This window comes from Citrobacter sp. TBCS-14, from assembly GCF_005280805.1.
GTDB classification, from domain to species: Bacteria; Pseudomonadota; Gammaproteobacteria; order Enterobacterales; family Enterobacteriaceae; genus Citrobacter; species Citrobacter gillenii.
In genome coordinates this window covers 350168-370833 of record NZ_SZWM01001345.1, presented here as the reverse complement: position 1 = coordinate 370833, position 20666 = coordinate 350168, and the positions used below count along the sequence as shown (strand labels likewise).

Annotated in this window: 21 protein-coding genes; 12 read left to right on the top strand and 9 right to left on the bottom strand. The window is 53.7% G+C overall.

Features of this window, described 5'->3' with window-relative positions; all coding sequences use genetic code 11:
• Positions 1 to 5: 5 nt before the first annotated feature.
• From uhpA to nepI, 6 genes are all read left to right on the top strand, one after another.
• A complete protein-coding gene (gene uhpA / locus FDX22_RS29530) occupies positions 6 to 599 on the top strand; it encodes a transcriptional regulator UhpA (RefSeq protein WP_096759017.1) in 594 nt (197 codons plus the stop codon).
• Entirely contained in the window at positions 596 to 2098 is a 1503-nt protein-coding gene (gene uhpB / locus FDX22_RS29525) for a signal transduction histidine-protein kinase/phosphatase UhpB (protein WP_146718195.1), read from the top strand. The genes uhpA and uhpB overlap by 4 nt, the downstream gene beginning before the upstream one ends.
• Before the next feature lie 9 nt (positions 2099 to 2107).
• A complete protein-coding gene (locus FDX22_RS29520; RefSeq protein ID WP_096759019.1) occupies positions 2108 to 3436 on the top strand; it encodes an MFS transporter in 1329 nt (442 codons plus the stop codon).
• Positions 3437 to 3578: 142 nt separating this feature from the next.
• Positions 3579 to 4970, top strand: a complete 1392-nt coding sequence (uhpT, locus tag FDX22_RS29515; protein ID WP_096759020.1) for a hexose-6-phosphate:phosphate antiporter — start codon at positions 3579 to 3581, stop codon at positions 4968 to 4970.
• A gap of 145 nt (positions 4971 to 5115) precedes the next feature.
• The gene (locus tag FDX22_RS29510) at positions 5116 to 5568 is read left to right on the top strand and encodes a DUF1198 domain-containing protein (RefSeq protein WP_146718194.1); all 453 of its coding nucleotides are present in this window, start codon (positions 5116 to 5118) and stop codon (positions 5566 to 5568) included.
• A 130-nt stretch (positions 5569 to 5698) separates the two neighbouring features.
• Positions 5699 to 6892 carry a purine ribonucleoside efflux pump NepI gene (gene nepI / locus FDX22_RS29505; RefSeq protein ID WP_115257129.1) on the top strand — a complete coding sequence of 398 codons (1194 nt, stop codon included), beginning with the start codon at positions 5699 to 5701 and terminating at the stop codon, positions 6890 to 6892.
• A 125-nt stretch (positions 6893 to 7017) separates the two neighbouring features.
• On the opposite strand, the gene FDX22_RS29500 is transcribed toward nepI, so the two are convergent.
• The 5 genes from FDX22_RS29500 to FDX22_RS29480 all read right to left on the bottom strand — a co-directional run bounded on the left by FDX22_RS29500 (position 7018) and on the right by FDX22_RS29480 (position 11977).
• Positions 7018 to 8394: a carbohydrate porin gene (locus tag FDX22_RS29500; RefSeq protein ID WP_137362528.1), complete on the bottom strand. Its 1377-nt coding sequence runs from the start codon at positions 8392 to 8394 to the stop codon at positions 7018 to 7020.
• 206 nt (positions 8395 to 8600) lie between these two features.
• Positions 8601 to 8903, bottom strand: a complete 303-nt coding sequence (locus tag FDX22_RS29495; protein ID WP_008786514.1) for a PTS lactose/cellobiose transporter subunit IIA — start codon at positions 8901 to 8903, stop codon at positions 8601 to 8603.
• Positions 8904 to 8915: 12 nt separating this feature from the next.
• The gene (locus FDX22_RS29490; RefSeq protein ID WP_146718193.1) at positions 8916 to 10298 is read right to left on the bottom strand and encodes a glycoside hydrolase family 1 protein; all 1383 of its coding nucleotides are present in this window, start codon (positions 10296 to 10298) and stop codon (positions 8916 to 8918) included.
• 20 nt (positions 10299 to 10318) lie between these two features.
• Entirely contained in the window at positions 10319 to 11650 is a 1332-nt protein-coding gene (locus FDX22_RS29485) for a PTS sugar transporter subunit IIC (RefSeq protein ID WP_096759028.1), read from the bottom strand.
• 12 nt (positions 11651 to 11662) lie between these two features.
• Complete coding sequence (locus tag FDX22_RS29480; protein WP_096759495.1) at positions 11663 to 11977, bottom strand: PTS sugar transporter subunit IIB; 315 nt, start codon at positions 11975 to 11977, stop codon at positions 11663 to 11665.
• 292 nt (positions 11978 to 12269) lie between these two features.
• On the opposite strand from FDX22_RS29480, the gene FDX22_RS29475 reads away from it, so the two are divergent.
• Positions 12270 to 13217, top strand: a complete 948-nt coding sequence (locus FDX22_RS29475) for a LacI family DNA-binding transcriptional regulator (RefSeq protein ID WP_137362526.1) — start codon at positions 12270 to 12272, stop codon at positions 13215 to 13217.
• Positions 13218 to 13253: 36 nt separating this feature from the next.
• Here the strand turns inward: FDX22_RS29475 and FDX22_RS29470 are convergent, their stop codons facing one another.
• Positions 13254 to 13547, bottom strand: coding sequence for a YicS family protein (locus FDX22_RS29470; RefSeq protein ID WP_115257133.1), 294 nt, complete (start codon positions 13545 to 13547; stop codon positions 13254 to 13256).
• A gap of 129 nt (positions 13548 to 13676) precedes the next feature.
• On the opposite strand from FDX22_RS29470, the gene FDX22_RS29465 reads away from it, so the two are divergent.
• From FDX22_RS29465 to nlpA, 3 genes are all read left to right on the top strand, one after another.
• The gene (locus FDX22_RS29465; protein ID WP_117342587.1) at positions 13677 to 14093 is read left to right on the top strand and encodes a GNAT family N-acetyltransferase; all 417 of its coding nucleotides are present in this window, start codon (positions 13677 to 13679) and stop codon (positions 14091 to 14093) included.
• A 220-nt stretch (positions 14094 to 14313) separates the two neighbouring features.
• Entirely contained in the window at positions 14314 to 15216 is a 903-nt protein-coding gene (locus FDX22_RS29460) for an Rpn family recombination-promoting nuclease/putative transposase (RefSeq protein ID WP_146718192.1), read from the top strand.
• Between the two features lie 124 nt (positions 15217 to 15340).
• A complete protein-coding gene (gene nlpA / locus FDX22_RS29455; RefSeq protein WP_137362524.1) occupies positions 15341 to 16159 on the top strand; it encodes a lipoprotein NlpA in 819 nt (272 codons plus the stop codon).
• Between the two features lie 28 nt (positions 16160 to 16187).
• On the opposite strand, the gene FDX22_RS29450 is transcribed toward nlpA, so the two are convergent.
• The 3 genes from FDX22_RS29450 to FDX22_RS29440 all read right to left on the bottom strand — a co-directional run bounded on the left by FDX22_RS29450 (position 16188) and on the right by FDX22_RS29440 (position 18526).
• Complete coding sequence (locus FDX22_RS29450) at positions 16188 to 17090, bottom strand: carboxylate/amino acid/amine transporter (protein ID WP_146718191.1); 903 nt, start codon at positions 17088 to 17090, stop codon at positions 16188 to 16190.
• A 121-nt stretch (positions 17091 to 17211) separates the two neighbouring features.
• A complete protein-coding gene (locus FDX22_RS29445; RefSeq protein ID WP_146718190.1) occupies positions 17212 to 17517 on the bottom strand; it encodes a putative quinol monooxygenase in 306 nt (101 codons plus the stop codon).
• Between the two features lies 1 nt (position 17518).
• Positions 17519 to 18526 (bottom strand): zinc-binding alcohol dehydrogenase family protein, encoded by a 1008-nt coding sequence (locus FDX22_RS29440; protein ID WP_146718189.1) that lies wholly within the window; start codon positions 18524 to 18526, stop codon positions 17519 to 17521.
• A gap of 112 nt (positions 18527 to 18638) precedes the next feature.
• On the opposite strand from FDX22_RS29440, the gene FDX22_RS29435 reads away from it, so the two are divergent.
• Both FDX22_RS29435 and FDX22_RS29430 read left to right on the top strand, forming a co-directional pair.
• Positions 18639 to 19556: a LysR family transcriptional regulator gene (locus FDX22_RS29435; RefSeq protein WP_115257142.1), complete on the top strand. Its 918-nt coding sequence runs from the start codon at positions 18639 to 18641 to the stop codon at positions 19554 to 19556.
• A 245-nt stretch (positions 19557 to 19801) separates the two neighbouring features.
• Complete coding sequence (locus FDX22_RS29430) at positions 19802 to 20641, top strand: helix-turn-helix domain-containing protein (RefSeq protein ID WP_223240284.1); 840 nt, start codon at positions 19802 to 19804, stop codon at positions 20639 to 20641.
• Positions 20642 to 20666 lie beyond the last annotated feature (25 nt).

Here is a 20666-nt window from a genome sequence, read left to right as displayed (position 1 = left end):
CATTCATGACAACCATTGCACTGATAGACGATCACCTTATCGTCCGCTCCGGCTTTGCGCAGCTGCTGGGGCTTGAGCCCGATTTGCAGGTTGTGGCTGAGTTTGGTTCAGGCGCTGAGGCGTTGGCGGGATTGCCTGGCCGCGGCGTGCAGGTGTGCATTTGCGATATTTCGATGCCGGATATCTCCGGGCTGGAGCTGTTAAGCCAGCTCCCCAAAGGGATGGCGACGATTATGCTCTCCGTGCACGACAGCCCGGCGCTGGTGGAGCAGGCGCTAAACGCCGGGGCGCGCGGCTTCCTCTCCAAACGCTGTAGCCCCGATGAGCTGATTGCAGCAGTACACACTGTAGCGACCGGCGGCTGCTATCTCACGCCGGATATCGCCGTCAAACTGGCGGCAGGGCGTCAGGATCCGTTAACCAAGCGCGAGCGTCAGGTGGCGGAAAAACTGGCGCAGGGCATGGCGGTGAAAGAGATTGCCGCCGAGTTGGGCCTGTCGCCAAAAACGGTGCATGTGCACCGCGCTAATCTGATGGAAAAACTGAACGTCAGTAACGACGTTGAGCTGGCTCGACGGATGTTTGACGGCTGGCAATGAACACCTTTTTTTCTCGCTTAATCACCGTTGTCGCCTGTTTCTTTATCTTCTCCGCCGCCTGGTTCTGCCTGTGGAGCATTAGCTTGCATCTGGTGGAACGCCCTGAGCTGGCGGTACTGCTGTTCCCGTTTGGCCTGCGGCTGGGGTTGATGCTGCAATGTCCACGTGGCTACTGGCCGGTGCTGCTGGGCGCGGAATGGCTGCTGATTTTCTGGCTGGCGCAGGAAGTGGCGCTGGCGCACTTCCCCCTGTTGATGACCGGTAGCCTGCTGACGCTGCTGCCTGTGACGTTGATCTGGCGCTATCGCCATCAGCGCGACTGGCGTGCCTTGTTGTTGCAGGGGGCGGCGCTGATTGCCGCGGCGCTGTTACAGTCGCTGCCGTGGCTGGGGCAGGGCGAAGTCGCGTGGACTGCGCTGCTGCTGACCCTGACCGGTGGACTGACGCTGGCCCCTATTTGTCTGGTGTTCTGGCACTACCTGACCAGCACTACCTGGCTACCGCTCGGGCCGGCGGTGGTCTCCCAGCCGGTGAACTGGCGTGGGCGGCACCTGGTGTGGTACCTGCTGCTGTTCAGCGTCAGCCTGTGGCTGCAGTTGGGCTTGCCGGACGAGCTTTCGCGCTTTACACCGTTTTGCCTGGCGCTGCCGATCATCGCACTGGCCTGGCATTACGGCTGGCAGGGCGCGCTAATTGCCACGCTGATGAACGCCATCGCGCTGATTGCCAGCCAGACCTGGCACGATCATCCCGTTGATTTACTGCTCTCGCTGCTGGCGCAAAGCCTGACCGGGCTGCTGCTCGGTGCGGGGATTCAGCGTCTGCGAGAACTCAACCAGTCGCTGCAAAACGAGCTGGCGCGTAATCATCGGCTGGCAGAACGCTTGCTGGAAACCGAAGAGAGCGTGCGCCGCGATGTGGCGCGCGAACTGCATGACGATATCGGCCAAAGCATCACCGCCATTCGCACCCAGGCGGGCATTGTCCAGCGGCTGGCCCCGGAGAATGCGGGCGTGAAGCAAAGCGGGGCGCATATCGAGCAGCTTTCGTTGGGCGTCTACGATTCGGTGCGTCGCCTGCTTGGGCGGTTACGCCCACGCCAGCTCGACGATCTGACGCTGGAACAGGCTATTCGCTCGCTGCTACGCGAAATGGAACTGGAAAGTCGCGGCATCGTCAGCCATCTCGACTGGCACATCGACGAGTCGGCACTCAGTGAAAGCCAGCGGGTGACGCTGTTTCGCGTCTGTCAGGAAGGGCTGAACAACATTGTGAAACACGCCAACGCCAGCGCGGTGACGCTTCAGGCCTGGCAACAGGACGAGCGGTTAATGTTGGTGATTGAAGATGACGGCTGCGGTCTGCCGCCGGGCTCGAATCAACAAGGATTTGGCCTGACCGGCATGCGTGAGCGCATTACGGCCCTTGGCGGATCGCTCTCGATTTCCTGCACGCATGGCACGCGCGTCAGCGTGTCGTTGCCTCAGCGCTACGTGTAAGGAGTATTGATGCTGACGTTTTTTAAAGCCCCGGCGAATGCGCCGCTTATCACTGATAAACACGAGGTTGATGCCCGTTACCGCTACTGGCGGCGTCATATCCTGCTGACCATCTGGCTTGGCTATGCGCTGTTTTACTTCACGCGTAAAAGCTTCAACGCCGCGGTGCCCGATATCCTTGCCAGCGGCGTACTCACCCGCAACGATATTGGCCTGCTGGCAACGCTGTTTTACATCACCTATGGCTTGTCGAAGTTTGTCTCCGGTATCGTCAGCGACCGCTCCAACGCCCGCTATTTTATGGGTATCGGGCTGATTGCCACCGGGGTGGTAAACATCCTGTTTGGCTTTTCCACTTCGCTGTGGGCGTTTGCCGTACTGTGGGCGCTGAATGCCTTCTTCCAGGGCTGGGGGTCGCCGGTGTGCGCCCGTCTGTTGACGGCCTGGTACTCGCGTACTGAGCGCGGCGGCTGGTGGGCGCTGTGGAACACCGCGCATAACGTTGGTGGGGCGTTAATTCCGATGGTGATGGCCGCCGCTGCGCTGCACTACGGCTGGCGTGCCGGGATGATGATTGCCGGGACGATGGCGATTGTGGTTGGCATTTTCCTCTGCTGGCGACTGCGTGACCGCCCGCAGGCCATCGGCTTACCGCCGGTTGGCGACTGGCGGCACGACGAGCTGGAAATCGCCCAACAGCAGGAAGGGGCGGGGCTGACCCGCAAAGAGATCCTCACTAAATACGTGCTGCTGAACCCGTATATTTGGCTGCTGTCGCTGTGCTATGTGCTGGTGTACGTGGTGCGTGCGGCGATCAACGACTGGGGCAATCTGTACATGTCGGAGACGCTGGGCGTTGATTTGGTCACTGCCAATACGGCGGTCACCATGTTTGAACTCGGTGGGTTCATTGGCGCATTGGTGGCGGGTTGGGGATCGGACAAACTGTTTAACGGCAATCGGGGGCCGATGAACCTGATTTTTGCCGCCGGGATTTTGCTCTCAGTCGGCTCACTATGGCTGATGCCGTTTGCCAGCTATGTGATGCAGGCGGCGTGCTTCTTCACCACCGGATTCTTTGTCTTTGGCCCGCAGATGTTGATCGGCATGGCGGCGGCGGAGTGCTCGCACAAAGAGGCGGCGGGCGCGGCAACCGGGTTTGTTGGGCTGTTCGCTTATCTCGGCGCATCGCTCTCCGGCTGGCCGCTGGCAAAGGTGATGGAAGTCTGGCACTGGACCGGGTTCTTCGTGGTGATCGCCATTGCGGCGGGTATTTCCGCACTATTGTTGCTGCCGTTTTTAAACGCTCAGGCGCCGCGCAACGTCAGCGAAGCGTGATGCACCTCACCTTTTTGCCCTGAGTGGGGAAAAGCTAAGAAATTTTCCCGGTTCCGCCTGGACGCTGTCTCAGGCGTCTCTGCCGACTGATTTTTACAATGCCTGCTATTCGCAGGTATAAAAATTAGCTCGGGAGTGTCCTATGCTGGCCTTTCTAAACCAGGTGCGCAAGCCGACCCTGGATTTGCCGCTCGATGTGCGGCGCAAAATGTGGTTCAAGCCGTTCATGCAGTCTTACCTGGTGGTTTTCATCGGCTACCTGACCATGTACCTGATCCGCAAAAACTTCAACATCGCGCAGAACGACATGATCACCACCTACGGGCTGAGCATGACGCAGCTGGGGATGATTGGCCTGGGCTTCTCCATCACCTATGGCGTGGGTAAAACGCTGGTCTCCTACTACGCTGACGGTAAAAACACCAAGCAGTTCCTGCCGCTGATGTTGATCCTCTCGGCCATCTGTATGCTCGGCTTTAGCGCCAGCATGGGGCCGGGCACAACCAGCTTGTACCTGATGATCGCCTTCTACGCGCTGAGCGGTTTCTTCCAGAGTACCGGCGGCTCGTGCAGCTATTCGACCATCACCAAATGGACGCCGCGCCGTAAACGTGGTTCCTACCTCGGTATGTGGAACATCTCCCATAACCTCGGCGGTGCGGGTGCGGCAGGCGTGGCGCTGTTCGGTGCTAACGTGCTGTTCGACGGCCACGTCATTGGGATGTTTATCTTCCCGTCGATTATCGCGCTGATCGTGGGCTTTATCGGCCTGCGCTTTGGTAGCGACTCTCCGGAATCTTATGGTCTCGGTAAAGCAGAAGAACTGTTTGGCGAAGAGATCAGCGAAGAGGACAAAGAGACCGAAGAAAACGAAATGACCAAATGGCAGATCTTTGTTGAGTACGTGCTGAAAAACAAAGTGATCTGGCTGCTGTGCTTCTCCAACATCTTCCTGTACGTGGTGCGTATCGGTATCGACCAGTGGTCTACCGTGTATGCCTTCCAGGAGCTGAAACTCTCTAAAGAGGTGGCAATTCAGGGGTTCACCCTGTTTGAAGTGGGCGCGCTGGTCGGCACGCTGCTGTGGGGCTGGCTGTCGGATCTGGCGAACGGTCGTCGCGCACTGGTAGCCTGTGTCGCGCTGGCATTAATTATCGCCACGCTCGGTGTTTATCAGCACGCCAGCAACCAGTACGTTTACCTGGCTTCCCTGTTTGCCCTCGGCTTCCTGGTGTTTGGTCCGCAGCTGTTGATCGGCGTGGCGGCAGTCGGTTTTGTGCCGAAAAAAGCGATCGGCGCGGCCGATGGGATTAAAGGCACATTCGCGTATCTGATCGGTGACAGCTTCGCTAAGCTGGGTCTGGGGATGATTGCCGATGGGACGCCAGTCTTCGGCCTGACCGGCTGGGCGGGCACCTTCGCCGCGCTGGACACCGCCGCTATCGCCTGTATCTGCCTGATGGCTATCGTGGCCGTCTTCGAAGAACGTAAAATCCGTCGCGAGAAAAAAATTCAGCAGTTAAACATCGCTTAAGTGTGTAGTGGTAACGTTTTGCCCGCCTTTATGGCGGGCTTTTTTATGCCTTATGCGCCGTCCGGAATAGCGTTGACACGTTCGGCCGTCGACAGAGATGAATTTGCCGCTATGATGGGCGTCCTGTCGGGTAAGGGATGTGCGCATGATTTGGATAATGCTGGCCACGTTGGTGGTTGTTTTTATTGTCGGTTTTCGGGTGCTGACGTCCGGGGCGCGGCGTGCGGTTCGCCGGTTGAGCGAGCGTCTGGGTATTGATGTGATGGCGGTAGAATCGATGACCGATCAGATGGGAAAAGTGCAGGGTGAGGCGTTTTTACAGTACCTCCACCGACCTGACGAATCGCATCTGCAAAATGCCGCACAGGTGCTGTTGATCTGGCAAGTCGTCATTGTCGACGGTAGTGAGCAGAATCTGCTGCAGTGGCATCGTTTACTGCAAAAAGCCCGGTTGGCCGCGCCAATTACCGACGCCCAGGTGCGTCTGGCGCTCGGTTTTTTGCGTGAAATGGAGCCAGACCTGCAGGAGATAAATGCATTTCAAATGCGCTACAACGCCTTTTTCCTGCCTGAAGATGGTGTGCGCTGGCTACACTGATATCAGATTTGTGATGATGGCTATTTGGCATCGCCGTCCGGCGGTGAAAGTTGTTAAAACGTTAAATTCGTCACATTTTTAATGTTACACTGCGTAACTTTTCTACAATAATCCTACGCAGGTTACAAAATTGAGTGACGTTATTGAACAAAAATCCCGCGCAGAGGTGAATGCCCGACCTAACTGGTCGGCGGTATTTGCCGTCGCGTTCTGTGTTGCCTGCCTGATAACTGTTGAGTTCTTGCCGGTCAGTTTGCTGACGCCGATGGCGCAGGATCTGGGCATTTCAGAAGGTGTTGCCGGGCAGTCGGTCACCGTGACGGCCTTTGTCGCCATGTTTGCCAGCTTGTTTGTCACGCAAATCATTCAGGCGACCGATCGTCGCTATGTGGTGATCCTGTTCTCAGTGCTGCTGACGCTCTCCTGCCTGCTGGTCTCGTTCGCCAACTCTTTTGCGCTGCTACTGGTGGGCCGTGCCTGTTTGGGGCTGGCGCTGGGCGGATTCTGGGCGATGTCGGCGTCGCTGACTATGCGTCTGGTTCCCGCACGTACGGTACCAAAAGCGCTGTCGGTTATCTTCGGCGCGGTCTCTATTGCGCTGGTGATTGCTGCGCCGTTGGGGAGTTTTTTAGGCGGTATTATCGGCTGGCGTAACGTGTTTAATGCTGCGGCGGTAATGGGAGTGCTGTGCACCATTTGGGTGGTGAGATCGCTGCCTTCGCTGCCCGGCGAACCGTCGCACCAGAAACAAAATATGTTCAGCCTGCTCCAGCGTCCGGGCGTGATGGCCGGCATGATCGCCATCTTTATGTCCTTTGCCGGACAGTTTGCCTTCTTTACCTATATTCGCCCGGTGTATATGAATCTGGCGGGATTTGATGTGGATGGCCTGACGCTGGTGCTGCTGAGCTTTGGTATTGCCAGTTTTGTGGGTACGTCGCTCTCGTCGATGATTTTGAAGCGCTCGGTGAAACTGGCATTAGCCGGTGCACCGCTGGTGCTGGCGATCAGCGCGCTGATCCTGATTTTTTGGGGCAGTGACAAAGTGGTCGCCGCGGGTATTGCGATTGTTTGGGGGCTGGCGTTTGCGCTGGTGCCGGTGGGATGGTCGACGTGGATCACCCGCTCGCTGGCCGATCAGGCAGAAAAAGCCGGATCCGTCCAGGTCGCCGTGATCCAGCTTGCCAATACCTGTGGGGCTGCGGTGGGAGGCTATGCGCTTGATAACCTCGGACTGCTGTCGCCCCTGATGCTCTCCGGCAGCCTGATGCTGCTGACGGCGCTAGTGGTGGCAGCGAAAGTGCGCATAAAGGGTATGCAATGATCCCAATATTCATTGCGGGACCGTCTACGTAGGCCGGATAAGGCGTTAACGCCGCCCTCCTGCATCGTGCCCGGTGGCGCGGTGCTTACCGGGCCTACGTAACGACGAGAATGCATGATTCCTTATCAGAACCACGCTTCCCACATCGCGCCGAGGTTGAAGTCGTCCAGGGTTTCGTCTTTCGTGCCGTTGACGCGCGCGGTGCGGTCGTTGTCCACTTTGCCGCCTGTCACGTAGAAGCGCAGCATGGGGCGGAATTCGGGTCCCATAGCGATCGACATGTTCTGCGACAGCGTCAGCTTCCAGCCGCTGTTATCCCCGCCGTTGTCGTAATCTACGCGCTGATAGCCCGCTTCCAGCCAGGTGGAGTGAACGTCGTTCCAGAAGTACATCGGGCGTACAATTGCACCGTAGTTCTTACGGTTATCACTTTTATCTGCGCTGTTGTCGTAGTCATGGAACGCCAGCAGGTATTCCACCTGCGCCTGGCGGGTAAACTTATGGCTCCCCTCGAAGCTGGCGTAAACCGTGGTCAGGTCGTCGGTTTTGTTGTAGACGCTGTTGTCTGAGTTATCCGAATAACGGGCGATCACCTTGTTCACGCCGCTGTCGTTGGTGTGGCTCAGCACAAAAGCGCCCTGCCAGGCTTTCAGACGGTCATCGCTCTCGACGGCCTTGGAGTCAAAGCCATAGTTGGCGTAGATCTCCAGGTCCAGCGGGCCGAGCTTCATATTGTGGATTTTTGACGTCACCGCGTAATTACCCTTATCGCCGGTGCCGGAGCCGCCGGTACAGGTAATGCGTGAAGGGTTAGCTTCGTCTTCCATGACTTCCGGGCTACACGATTCGACGGCGGCGACGGTGGCAACATCAAACTGTACGCCGCCAATGTCGAAGTTCTTCACCCCGGCGCCCTGGCCGTCGTGGTTCATCCAGAAGTAGTCGTTGATGCCCTGTTGTGGACGCTGATGGAAGTCACGACCGGCCCAGATGTAGGCGTTCGGATTGGACTCCAGCACGTTGGTCACGCCCGCGTAGGCTTTTTTGAGGTTAACTTCGTCGCCCCAGTGGTCAATCATCACGTTGATATCCCAGATTGCGCCGTTGTCGCTTTTGAACGCTTTGGAGAGCTGGAATTCGCCACCGTTGCCTTCGTTACCCAGACGACCAATCGCGGATGCACCGTTATAGGACCCGTCAACGCCAACGTATTTCTGATCGCCACTCTGGAAGTGCGCGCCGTAACGGGCGTAGCCGCTGAACTTCACGCCGAACGGTATCGCCATATCCGGCGACTGCGCCGCGCTTTGCGGTTCGTTAATCACATCGGTTTTCTTCGCCACGGCAGCGTCCATTTTCGCCTGGCGTTCCGCCAGCGCTTTATCGACGGCTTTGGCGACGATGGCGTCGATTTGTTCCTGCGTAAATTCCTGTGCGAGCACAGAAATTGGGCACAGCGCGGCCACGACCGCCATGGCTAATGGAAGTTTTTTTATGTTCATGGTTATCTCATTTGACACTTAACCCTTCAGGTTGCCATTGGCATTCTGAATAAGCGTGTGTATTCATTTATTTTAAGATAATAACCATCCCGTCTCGGTTGAATTTGCTATCACCAAAACAAGTTGATTTGTTTGTTTTTTAATAGGTACAGAAATGATTTATTTAGTCGTAATAAATACTCCGTTCAGAAAGTGTTATTTAGAAACTAACGTTGATACAGATGAATGATTTCTTCTGACAGTTCGCGGGCTAATAGCGACGTCATTAAGTGGTCCTGCGCATGCACCATAATTAATGTCATTGGTTGCCGGGCTTCCCCGGCGTCCTGTTCGATCAATTTGGTTTGCATGTGGTGAGCCTGACGGGCATAGCCGTCAGCCTCACGAAGCAGGCTTTTCGCTTCGTCAATGTTCCCGGCGCGCGCGGCGTGCAGCGCTTCGAAGCACAGGCTGCGTGACTGCCCGGCATTGACGATGATTTCCATTACTGCTTCTTCTAATGCAATCATGATGCTCTCTTTTTAATCGAATCCATTATTGGCGGCAGTTTTCGCAAACCACTCGCCGCTCTTTTTCACTGTACGTTTTTGCGTGGCTAAATCTAACTGGACAAAACCGTAGCGGTTTTTATATCCGTTAAGCCATGACCAATTATCAATAAAGGTCCACATATGGTAACCAAGGCAATGACAACCCTCGTTAATGCCTTTATGCAGCCATTTAAGATGTTCCGAGACAAACTCAATACGGTAATTGTCGTTAATCTGATCGTCCTGAATAAAACGCTGCTCGTTTTCTACACCCATGCCGTTTTCAGAAATAAAACAGCGCGGGTTGCCATAATTATCACGCAGATTCGTAATAATATCGTAAATGCCCGGCTCATAGATTTCCCAGCCACGGTACGGATTCATTTTACGTCCCGGCATTTCGTAATAATCAAACAGCGACTCTGGCATAAACGGCGCGTCAGGATTGACGGCGCTATCGCGGCATTTCACCCGGCGTGGTTGGTAGTAGTTAATGCCCAACAGGTCGATTTTACCCTCGGCGATGAGCTGGCTGTCGCCGGGCTGGCAGGCCGGTAGTTGATCGTACTGTTTCAACAGTTCCACCAGGTCCGCCGGATATTCGCCTTTTAATACCGGATCGAGGAAGCTGCGGTTAAACAGCAGATCCGCATGGTGCGCGGCTTTCACATCCGCCGGATTTTGCGAGCGCGGATAAGACGGCGTTAAATTCAGCACCACGCCGATTTCACCGTCATAGTTGCCAGCGCGATACGCACGGACCGCCGTCGAATGCGCCAGTACGGTGTGGTAAGCTACGGTTGCCGCACGTTTGAAATCCACCACGTTCGGGTAGTGGAAGTCATACAGATAGCCGCCTTCTACCGGGACAATCGGTTCGTTGAAGGTGAACCAGTGCTTCACCCGATTGCCGAACAAGGTAAAACACGTCTGGGCGTAGCGGCCAAAGGCTTCCACAACTTCACGATTTTCCCAGCCGCCTTTCTCCTGCATGACCATTGGCATATCGAAGTGAAACAGGGTGATAAAGGGCGTGATACCCTGCGCCAGCAGCTCGTCGATGACGTTGTTATAGAAATCGACCGCTTCGGGATTGACCTCGCCGGTGCCGTCCGGGATCAGGCGCGACCAGCTCAAGGATGTACGAAAGCTGTTGTGCTGTAGCTGTTTCAGCAGTGCGATGTCCTGTTTCCAGTGTTGATAAAAACCGGAGGTGTCTGCCGGGCCAACCCCCTGATGGAAACGACCTGGCTGACGGTCGAACCACACGTCCCATGTGGTCTGGCTTTTACCGCCGTTCAGGCTATCCCCTTCGGTTTGCAGCGCTGAGCAGGCACTGCCCCACCAGAAGTTTTCAGGAAAACGGTATCTCATTGTTCTGACTCCTTGATTCATTATGAGTTGCTACGGGCAGCGTTCGCCACGGAGACGGCATCCTGGGCTTTTTGCTCTTCGGATTTCATCAAAGAACGTTCGTACGCACGCAGGAAAGGCAGGTACATCAGCGCCGACATTGCCATGCAGATAAAGCACATCACCACCGGACTTAATGCCCAGTTCGCAGCCCAGGATGCCCCAATTGGCGCTGGCGTGGTCCACGGGGTTAACGACACGACCTGGGCTATCCAGCCGAGCTTGGTAGCGCTATAGGCCAGTACGGCGTTGATCATTGGAACGCAGACGAACGGGATGAACAGCATCGGGTTCATGATGATCGGCGCACCAAACAGAATAGGCTCATTAATATTAAAGAAACTAGGCACAATTCCCATTTTGCCGATGGTGCGCAGGTGGGCGACGCGGCTGCGCAGTAGCAGGAACGCCAGCGGTAAGGTTGAGCCCACGCCGCCAATCAACAGGTAGTGATCCCAGAAGCCTTGCAGATAAACGTGCGGCAGCGCCGCACCTGCCGCCAGTGCCGCCTGGTTAGCGGACAGGTTTGCCATCCAGAATGGGTTCATGATGCCGGTGACAATCAGTGCGCCGTGGATTCCCGCAAACCAGAAAATCTGGCACAGCAGGACGGAAAGCAGAATCGCCGGCAGCGAATCAGAGGCGGAAACCAGCGGTTCCAACAGGTGCATAATCGCCTGCGGAATGATCATCCCGGTTTGTGCTTCGATAAACAGGTTCAGCGGATGCAGGGTGGCAATTACCACCAGCACCGGAATCAGGATCTCAAATGAACGCGCGACGCCGGTCGGCACTTCTTTCGGCAGGCGGATTGTCACGTTATTCTGCTTCAGCCAGGCATACACGCGAGTGGAATAAATGGCGGTAATCAGGGCGGTAAAAATTCCCTGACCGGAAAGATACTGGGTCGAGATTTTTCCGTCGGCATAAGGCGCTGCTACCAGCAGAAACGCCATAAAAGCCAGCAGCCCGGACATGATTGGGTCGAGATTAAACTGACGGCCAAGGCTGGCGCCAATGCCAACGGAGATGAAGAACGTCATAACACCCATGCTGAGGTTGAACGGCAGCATTAACTGTTCACGGTAGGTGGCAGAAAAGTCGAGCCAGCCACGGGCAAAGCTGTTGGTGGTTTCGGCAGAGAACGGAGGGAAAATAAACACCAGCATGAACGAGCCGATGATCATAAACGGCAGCGCCGCCGTAAAACCGTCACGAATCGCAATCACATACTTTTGCTGCCCCAGTTTTCCGGCGAGCGGGGTGATGGATTGTTCAATGACGGCAACCATTGACTGATATAACGAACTCATATTGATACCTTTCTAGTGTGCCGCTTCAATCAGCGACAGGGCATAATCCAGCACTTTGTCACCGCGTTGCATACCGTAATCCATCATATCTATGGCTTTTACGGGTACACCCTGGGTGGCAGCCTTTTCTGAGAGCGTAGTAAGCATGTACTTTACCTGGGGGCCGAGCAGCACCACCTGATAATTTGGAAACTGTGTGTCAAATTCGGCAACACCGTATGCATCAATCTTCACGGGCAACCCGCGCGTTTCCGCTTCTTCAACCATTTTGCGAACCAGCATGCTGGTGGACATCCCTGCAGAGCAACACAACATAATCCTGAACATGGTGAACCATCCTTTAAATGTAAAAACATATTGCGAGTCTGATTTGATATCATACGGAAACCGGTTTCCATCCATCGCAAACAGAACTGTGACGGCCATCAAGATCTTATTGTTATAAGGCTAATTATTTGAATCTGGCTCACGAAATTCGGCGATTTGATCTCTTTTTGAGTCCAAATGGAAAATCGGTTTCCATGAAAAACGGAAACAGATATACTGCGAGTGGCGATTATTTAAGCCAGTGTTAAATACAGGAAGGAAAGGGCCAGGCGGGTCCTGTCAGGGGAGAATGATGTCTACTATCAACGATGTATCGCGTCTGGCCGGGGTGTCAAAGGCCACGGTGTCACGCGTGTTGAGCGGTTCACGTGGTGTCAAAGAGGCCAGCCGTCTTGCCGTGCTGAAAGCGGTGGATGAACTGAACTATCGCCCGAACGTGATTGCACAGTCGCTGCTGAGTCAGTCTACCGGCTGTATTGGGGTGATTTGCGCGCAGGATAACATTAACCAGACTACCGGCTATCTCTACGCGCTGGAAAAACACCTTAGCCAGCATCAAAAGCATCTGCTGCTGCGTTTTGCCAATAGCAAAGCGGAAGTGATGAACGCCCTGGATGAATTAAGCTGTGGGTTGTGCGATGACGTATTGATTATTGGCGCGCGGTTCCCGCTGAGCATTAGCCAGGAGAATGTCATTCTGGTGGATTGCCTGGATTCTGGCGATGACGTCAACAGCATTCAGTTTGATCACGCGTTTGCTACCGAAACAGCCTGTAACTACCTGATAAGCCAGAACCGACGCCAGATTGCACTGATCCACCCGGACGGTATGGGGTTCTCGGATCAGGTGCTGCTGGGCTACAAGCATGCGCTGGAAAAAAACTTCCTGCCGTTTAACCGCAATCTGGTGTTTATGGAAGCCACGTCGTCCTCCGTGGCATTGCAGGAGCTGCTCAATAACGCGTCAACGCTCAATTTTAACGCGCTGCTGGTGGCGGACGAACAGCAGGCCCAGCGGGTTATCCCGCAGCTGCAGGCGTTTAATAAATCGGTGCCGGGAGACATTATGGTCTTTAGCCTGGCCGGGTCGCTGCATCTGCCGGGCATTCCAACTATCCCGGCCATTGAGTATTCAATGGATGCGATGGCGGCACGCATTGTCAGTTGGCTGAACGAGAAAACCCAGAACGTGCTGGGTTCATACGTGCTGCGTGGCGACCTCATTATTCCTCAGCGTTAACCGTCTTAATCAGGCGTGAAGCCATGCGCTTCACGCCTAGATATCCGGGCATTCCACTTTGCCCAGCGCATCCCAGTAGTTATTCTGATTACTCCTTTGTATTGCCAAAATGGCCTCGCGAATATGCTGCTGATTACGCGTATCAGACATAATGGTTTTTTCCCATACTTCATCCGACGGCGACCCTTGTGGGGTACAAATTTTGCGTAAGTCCTTTAATACGGTGTTTTTTTCGTGAACTGCCTGTAGAGAACCGTAAGCCGAGTCGGCCTGCGCCAGACCCGGCAGCGTGAAAAGGACGGCAATAATCGGAAAAACGGCTCGTTTCATGATAATAATCCTTGTTGTCGATGCGCATCATCTCAAGAGTAAGTGTAGACGCCATAAGGCTCACTCATCAGCCTGTGTTAATGTCTAAAACCTAATCAGCCAGAAGTTGTAGTTTTTCAGGAGGATAGAATGCAGATACAGATTACGGATACGGTTACCGAAGACGATCAAAACGCGCTGCTTACTGGCCTGCGGGCTTACAACTTCCCGTTCCTGAAAACGAGCAATTTCGGCGATTTGGCGGTCTATTGGCGCAATGAACACAATGAAATACAGGGTGGGCTGATCGGCAAAATCAAAGGTGAATGGCTGTGTATCGAGTTTTTGTGGATGCATGAATCCCTGCGTAAAGGGGGTTATGGCACGAAGCTGATTCAGGCAGCAGAACAGACGGCTCGCGAGAGAGGATGTCTGCATGCGCTGGTTGATACCCTGAGTTTCCAGGCGCTACCGTTTTATCAAAAGAACGGCTACCAGCTGCAATTAACCCTCGAAAATTTTCCGGAGCAAGGGGCTGCGCGCCACTATTTATCGAAAACGTTTTGATGACCGTCACAGCCGGTTATGCGTTTCAGCAGCCCGTGTAGGCCCGGTAAGCGTTAGCGCCTCCGGGCATTTTTGCGAACATCATTCCCTGAAAATGAATACATTACAGTAGTGTGTATTTATCTCCCAAAGCACCTCGCAGGCTTAAACGTTGCCTGATGTGGATTATGCGATAGACGAGTAAGGTCCCGTCATCTTGTAATGCAGGTGATGGATCGCCATGAAAAAAAGCACGACATCCACGCCGCATGATGCGGTGTTTAAAAGGTTTTTAGCCCACCCGGAAACGGCGAGGGATTTCCTGGATATTTGGCTTCCTGAATCGCTACGCGACCTTTGCAAGCTGGACACGCTGAAGCTTGAATCCGGCAGTTTTGTAGAGGAAGACCTGCGGGCCAGCTATTCCGATGTACTGTGGTCACTGCAAACAACGAAGGGTAATGGCTACATCTATGCGCTGATTGAACATCAAAGTTCGCCGGATGCCCACATGGCATTTCGACTGATGCGCTATGCCATTGCCGCAATGCAGCGTCATCTCGACGCCGGGTATAAAACGTTGCCCCTGGTGGTGCCGATACTTTTTTACCATGGTGTGGAAAGCCCATATCCCTTTTCGCTAAGTTGGCTGGATGAATTTGCCGAGCCAGAGATAGCGCGGCAACTTTATGATGCGCCTTTTCCGTTGGTGGACATCACCGTGGTGTCTGATGATGAGATTATGCAGCATCGGCGGATGGCTCTGCTGGAGCTTGTTCAAAAGCATATCCGTGAGCGCGACCTGACGCTTCTGGTGGATAAACTGACGGTCCTGCTTGTTAAGGAACACGCTAATGACAGCCAGATAGAAACGCTGTTTAATTACTTGCTACAGTCTGGTAGTGCGACCCGTTTTGAGGTGTTTATCCGCAGGCTTGCCGGGCGCGTTCCCCAACACAAGGAGAGATTAATGACGATTGCAGAATGCTTACGTGAGTCGGGGAGAAAAGAAGGAAAGCTTGAAGGAAAGCAGGACGAAGCGTTGCGGATTGCACATGCCATGCTTGAAAAGGGTATCGATCGCGACCTGGTGCTACTGATTACCGGGCTATCCATTGAAGAGCTTATGGAACACTCCGACTAATCTCTCTTATTTCCGTTATGCCTTTTTCTTCTTGCTGATGCTTTTTCGTTTTATAAACCGCAGCGGCCTTCCCGCTATAGTCATTTCATTACTCCATGGGCGGTTATTTCAAAAGGATAAAAACGTGAAGCTGAAGATAGCGCATTTAGGGGCCGGAGCCGCGGTATTGCTGGCGGGATTATTGCTGGCAGGTTGCGACCAGCAAAGCAGTGATACAAAACACATTAAAGTCGGCGTGATTAACGGCGCAGAGCAGGATGTGGCGGAAGTCGCGAAGAAGGTGGCCAAAGAGAAGTACGGACTCGATGTTGAGCTGGTGGGATTTAGTGGTTCGTTATTGCCTAATGATGCAACTAATCAGGGTGAGTTGGATGCCAATGTCTTCCAGCATCGTCCGTTCCTGGATCAGGATAATAAAGCGCATAACTATACGCTGGTGGCGGTGGGCAATACCTTTGTCTTCCCGATGGCCGGTTATTCGAAAAAAATCAAAACGGTAGATCAACTGCAAGACGGTGCGACGATTGCGATACCTAACGATCCCACTAACCTCGGGCGTGCGCTGTTGCTGCTGCAAAAAGAAAAATTAATCACGCTGAAAGAGGGAACCGGTCTGCTGCCGACGGCGCTGGATATCACCGATAATCCGCGTCATCTGACTATTATGGAGCTGGAAGGCGCGCAGTTGCCGCGCGTGCTGGACGATCAGAAAGTAGACGTGGCGATCATCAGTACCACCTACATTCAGCAAACCGGACTTTCGCCAGTACATGACAGCGTGTTTATCGAAGATAAAAACTCGCCGTACGTGAATATCCTGGTGGCGAGAGAAGACAATAAAAATGCCGAGAACGTAAAAGAGTTCCTGCAATCTTATCAGTCTCCGGAAGTCGCAAAAGCGGCGGAAAAAATCTTTAACGGCGGCGCGGTACCGGGCTGGTAATAGCCCTCTATAGCCGCGCCGCTCGGTGTTATACCGTTCGGACGCGGCGACGGGAATCCATTGAAATCAGCACTACAGAAGAGAGGATCAGCAGCGTGCCCAGCCAGTCAGGTAGGGTAAACGTAATCCCTAACAATAACAGCGACAACAGGGCGCTGCTCAACGGTTCCGCACAGCTCAAAATACTCGCTTTCGGTCCGCCAATCATCTGCGCGCCTTTCAGATACAGGCTAAACGTTAGCGATGTGCCGATCACCACCAGATAGAAAAACGCCAGAATCAAACTGCCATTGACCACGAAGTCCGTTCCCTCTCCGGCATAGAACGGGAGCAGGATCAGGCCACCTATCAACATACTCCAGCCAACGATCGGCAGCGTACCGTAACGGGCGATAAGCGTAGAGGGATAGGTGGTATAGAACGCGGCGGCAAAGGCGGAGGCGATCCCCCAGAACAGCGCGGCAGGTGAAATAGACAGCGAGGTTGGGTTGCCGTGAGTCACCAGCAGGAATGTGCCGATAAGTGAAGTCAGAATGGCGGTGAGCACTAAAATGCCGGGTCGCGCTTTACGCGCTACGGAGAACCACGCCACGATAATAGTTGGTGACAAAAATTGCAGTACCGTTGCGGTGGCGGCGTTGGATTTTTCAATGGTCAGCAGAAAAGTCAGCTGTACGGTGAGCGCGCCGACCACAGAAAAGATCAGCAGACTGATGGCATCTTTGCGGTTTTTGATGATCGAAAAGACTTTGTCGCCGTGCACAAACGAGAGCATCAGCAGAATGAGTCCGGCGAAAATCAGGCGCGTCATGGTTAAAAACTGCGACGACATCTGGCTTTGCTCCATGATGTACTGCGCGCAAACGCCCGAACTTCCCCATAATACGGCGGCAATCAGGACGTTCATCATCCCTCTTCTGGTGGAACTCATTATTCCCTCGGCATGGTTGTATTGTCTTATTTGTGTGCAGGCATCATATCAGAGATGGCGGGGCGAGGGAGGGTATGCCTGACTGATTATCCCCCGCATGGCGGGGGATTGCGGAGAGAAATTAAGGCGCAATCGGCGTCAGATAATCCAGACGCAGCGGCTCGGCCAGCAGATCGTTCATTTGCAGGATAAACGTCTGGAAATGCGGCAGGGCAATATGGTCGTCCAGACCGGCCTGACCCCGCCAGGATTCGCGCACATAAAACACATCTGGCGTATCGCGCAGTTGAAACAGCGCATACTCTATATTGCCCGGTTCCCGACGCGTGGACAGCAGTAAGGCCTGCAGTGCCTGTTTCAGGGCGTCGGTTTTCCCATGTTTGGCTTTCAGTACCGCAATAATAGAAATCACTTCAGTGTCAGACATATTAAAACCCCTCCAGAACAATTTTGCCTACCGCACGACCGGTTTCAATTTGCGCATGGGCTTTTTGTAAGTTCGCCGCAGAAATAGTGCCCAAATGCTCGCCCAGAGTAGTACGGATCGTCTGACTGTCGATCAGTTGCGCCACGCGGGTCAGTAGCTGGTGCTGGGCAATGATGTCATGGGTTTCGAACATTGAACGGGTAAACATAAATTCCCAATGCAGTGAAATGCTTTTTGCTTTTAGCGGACGAGCATCAAGGAATTCTGGGTCGTCAATCAGTGCCAGTTTGCCCTGTGGGGCCAGGGCGCTAATAATCTGCTGATAGTGCTGTTCGGTATTATTCAGGCTGGCAACGTGCGTGACCTCTTTAACTCCAATTCGTGCCAGCTCTTCGGTCAGCGGTTTGCTGTGATCGATCACATGATGCGCACCTGCTTCACGCACCCATTTCTGGCTTTCCGGGCGCGATGCTGTGCCAATAACGGTCATTTTGGTCAGTTTACTCGCCAGTTGAGTCAGGATAGAACCGACGCCACCCGCCGCACCGACGATCAACAATACGTCGCCTTCGTTGCCATTTTCTGCAACACCCAGGCGGTCGAACAGCATTTCCCATGCGGTGATGGCAGTCAACGGCAGGGCGGCGGCAGAGGAGTTATCCAGCGATTGCGGCTTCAGCGCGACAATGCGTTCATCAACCAGCTGAAACTCGCTGTTACTGCCCGCCCGACCCAGCGCGCCGGCATACCAGACTTCGTCGCCCGGTGTGAATAACGTCACGGACTCGCCGACGGATTTCACCACGCCCACCGCATCCCAGCCCAGAACACGCGGGGTATCAGCGCTGAATCCCTCGCGAACTTTGGTATCAACAGGGTTAACGGAAATCGCTTTCACCTCAACCAGCAGGTCATGCCCTTTGGCAATGGGCGTTGGCAGGTCAATCTCTTGTAAATATGCGATGTTACTGCCGTCGGTTGCGGCGTGGGTAATGGCGATGGCTTTCATAATCTCTCCGGTTACAGGATTCTGTTTATCTGTTGAATAATTCGATGGTAAACCGGCATCAGAACGGGAAAAATAGCCTCACGGCGACAGGACTTATACTCGGGGAGTGAAAATGTTCCGGCTTGAAGATCTCACGTTGTTTGTCCGCGCCGCGGCGCTTAACAGTTTTAGTGATGCGGCGCGCGAAGTCGGCGTCCAGCCGGCCCAGGTCAGTTCCGCCATCAAGCGCCTGGAGTCCACGCTGACCATACGCTTGTTTGCGCGCTCCACGCGTAGTCTGCGGTTGACACCGGAAGGCGAGGTCTGGTTGCCCTATGCCCGCCAGATGCTGGACGTGATGCATGCCGGTCTGCAGAAAATTCAGACACCCGAGGATGAGATTTCCGGCACGCTGCAAATTGCGGTGCCGTCCGATCTCGGGCGTAACCTGCTGCTGCCTGTTTTTCAGTCATTTCGTCGTTGCCACCCCGCCCTGCGCCTGCGGGTCTTTTTCTCCGATCAGGTGACTGATGTGTTTAAAGATCCCGTCGATGTCGCGTTTCGTTATGGTAATACCGAGGATGCGTCTTACATCGCACTGCCCGTGGCTCCTGGTAATCGACGCGTGCTGGTGGCTTCTCCGGGGTGGGTTACGCAGCACGGTGAGCCGCAAAAACCAGATGATTTAGCGCCGTTAAATGCCATGACCTTCGTCTTACGCGGACGACTCCATGACCGCTGGACGTTTACGCGCAACGGTGAGGTCAGCAGTGTGCAGGTCAACAGCACGTTTATGAGCGATGACGCCGAAGTGATCCGTCGTCTGGCGATTGCCGGAGAAGGGATTGCGTATAAGTCGTGGCTGGACGTGAGTGAAGATGTACGTGACGGTCGTTTGCAGTTGCTGATGCCTGATTATCAGGGGGAAAAAGTCCCGCTAAATATGATTTGCCCGCACCGAAAACAGCTTTCAACGGCGGTGCGCCTGCTGCACGACGCCGTGAAGGCGCGGTGTGAAACGCTGATGATGCTTCCCTCTGAGCGTCGTTAACCGTCAGCGCTTCTCCGCAGCCATTAAGTATTAATAAATACCGAACTTAACTATATTAAAATGGAGTATTTTGCGTATAGTTTTACGTGGGGTATGTATATTCGTTTAAATTTGTTTGACGCGAATAGTGCACATTGCTATACAACGTAAAAATAGCCTTCTCTAATATCGGGTTATTTGTTTATCCCGTTATCCCGTTTTCAAAGGTGGGCACGGATGCTTTTTAAAATGGAGATAGAGAAGGTATGTTGAAAGCAATGACGATTAATGACGTCTTGTTTTATATCGAAGAGAATTACGTCACAGGTGTTGATATAGACGACCTTACCCGTTTTTCCGGGTATAGCCGAAGACATATTCAGGGAATGATAAAACAGCGAATAAATATGCCGGTAGGCCTCTATATTCGCAAGCGACGGATTACCAAAGCGGCCTCTTTGTTACGCCTGACGATGATGGATATCATCGATATTTCGGTGCGGCTAGGGTTCGATTCACAGCAATCTTTTTCCCGTGAATTCAAAAAATTAACGGGTTGTACACCGAGAGAGTACCGTAAAAACACGAACTGGGATCTCTCGCCGCTGCTGTCGTATGCGCAACACGGCGATACCATTATCGATAAACCACAGCTAAGGACGTTACCAGCTGATGTTGTTTCCGGGTTTCAGTACCGCTATGATTCGCCAGTCCCGCCAACCGAGGACTCACACCTCCAACGTCTTAACCTGATATTCGATCAGCTTGCCAGTTTAAAGCAAGATGTGTGGGCGCTTACCGATTTTGCGCCCCATCCCAGGTCGACGACGCGACTGAAGATTAGAACCATTATTGGCAGCAAGAATCATCATGCGCTGAACGCTTATAACCGCTATGAGTACCCTCCGGGGGAATATGCCTGTTTTTCATTCATATTTAGGAAAGATGCCTATCCATTGTATTCAAAATATATTTATTTGAAATCAATGCCGGAGTTGAAATTAAAAAGAAAGCCCGGTTTTGATATTGAAGTGTTTCGCTATCATCCACAAGATGTTATCAATAAGACAATTATCTGTGAGCACTATATTCCGTTAGACCTATGACGATCGGACATGTCCTGATGAAAAA

What these genes read in the sequence shown, in the direction of transcription:
- uhpT (WP_096759020.1), top strand. Translation starts at nt 3,579, where the DNA reads ATGCTGGCCTTTCTAAACCAGGTGCGCAAGCCGACCCTGGATTTGCCG.
- uhpA (WP_096759017.1), top strand. Translation starts at nt 6, where the DNA reads ATGACAACCATTGCACTGATAGACGATCACCTTATCGTCCGCTCCGGC.
- FDX22_RS29450 (WP_146718191.1), bottom strand. Translation starts at nt 17,090, where the DNA reads ATGAGTTCCACCAGAAGAGGGATGATGAACGTCCTGATTGCCGCCGTA.
- FDX22_RS29510 (WP_146718194.1), top strand. Translation starts at nt 5,116, where the DNA reads ATGATTTGGATAATGCTGGCCACGTTGGTGGTTGTTTTTATTGTCGGT.
- FDX22_RS29490 (WP_146718193.1), bottom strand. Translation starts at nt 10,298, where the DNA reads ATGAGATACCGTTTTCCTGAAAACTTCTGGTGGGGCAGTGCCTGCTCA.
- FDX22_RS29465 (WP_117342587.1), top strand. Translation starts at nt 13,677, where the DNA reads ATGCAGATACAGATTACGGATACGGTTACCGAAGACGATCAAAACGCG.
- FDX22_RS29475 (WP_137362526.1), top strand. Translation starts at nt 12,270, where the DNA reads ATGTCTACTATCAACGATGTATCGCGTCTGGCCGGGGTGTCAAAGGCC.
- FDX22_RS29460 (WP_146718192.1), top strand. Translation starts at nt 14,314, where the DNA reads ATGAAAAAAAGCACGACATCCACGCCGCATGATGCGGTGTTTAAAAGG.
- FDX22_RS29495 (WP_008786514.1), bottom strand. Translation starts at nt 8,903, where the DNA reads ATGATTGCATTAGAAGAAGCAGTAATGGAAATCATCGTCAATGCCGGG.
- FDX22_RS29500 (WP_137362528.1), bottom strand. Translation starts at nt 8,394, where the DNA reads ATGAACATAAAAAAACTTCCATTAGCCATGGCGGTCGTGGCCGCGCTG.
- FDX22_RS29480 (WP_096759495.1), bottom strand. Translation starts at nt 11,977, where the DNA reads ATGTTCAGGATTATGTTGTGTTGCTCTGCAGGGATGTCCACCAGCATG.
- FDX22_RS29520 (WP_096759019.1), top strand. Translation starts at nt 2,108, where the DNA reads ATGCTGACGTTTTTTAAAGCCCCGGCGAATGCGCCGCTTATCACTGAT.
- FDX22_RS29485 (WP_096759028.1), bottom strand. Translation starts at nt 11,650, where the DNA reads ATGAGTTCGTTATATCAGTCAATGGTTGCCGTCATTGAACAATCCATC.
- FDX22_RS29430 (WP_223240284.1), top strand. Translation starts at nt 19,802, where the DNA reads ATGTTGAAAGCAATGACGATTAATGACGTCTTGTTTTATATCGAAGAG.
- FDX22_RS29445 (WP_146718190.1), bottom strand. Translation starts at nt 17,517, where the DNA reads ATGTCTGACACTGAAGTGATTTCTATTATTGCGGTACTGAAAGCCAAA.
- FDX22_RS29440 (WP_146718189.1), bottom strand. Translation starts at nt 18,526, where the DNA reads ATGAAAGCCATCGCCATTACCCACGCCGCAACCGACGGCAGTAACATC.
- FDX22_RS29470 (WP_115257133.1), bottom strand. Translation starts at nt 13,547, where the DNA reads ATGAAACGAGCCGTTTTTCCGATTATTGCCGTCCTTTTCACGCTGCCG.
- uhpB (WP_146718195.1), top strand. Translation starts at nt 596, where the DNA reads ATGAACACCTTTTTTTCTCGCTTAATCACCGTTGTCGCCTGTTTCTTT.
- FDX22_RS29435 (WP_115257142.1), top strand. Translation starts at nt 18,639, where the DNA reads ATGTTCCGGCTTGAAGATCTCACGTTGTTTGTCCGCGCCGCGGCGCTT.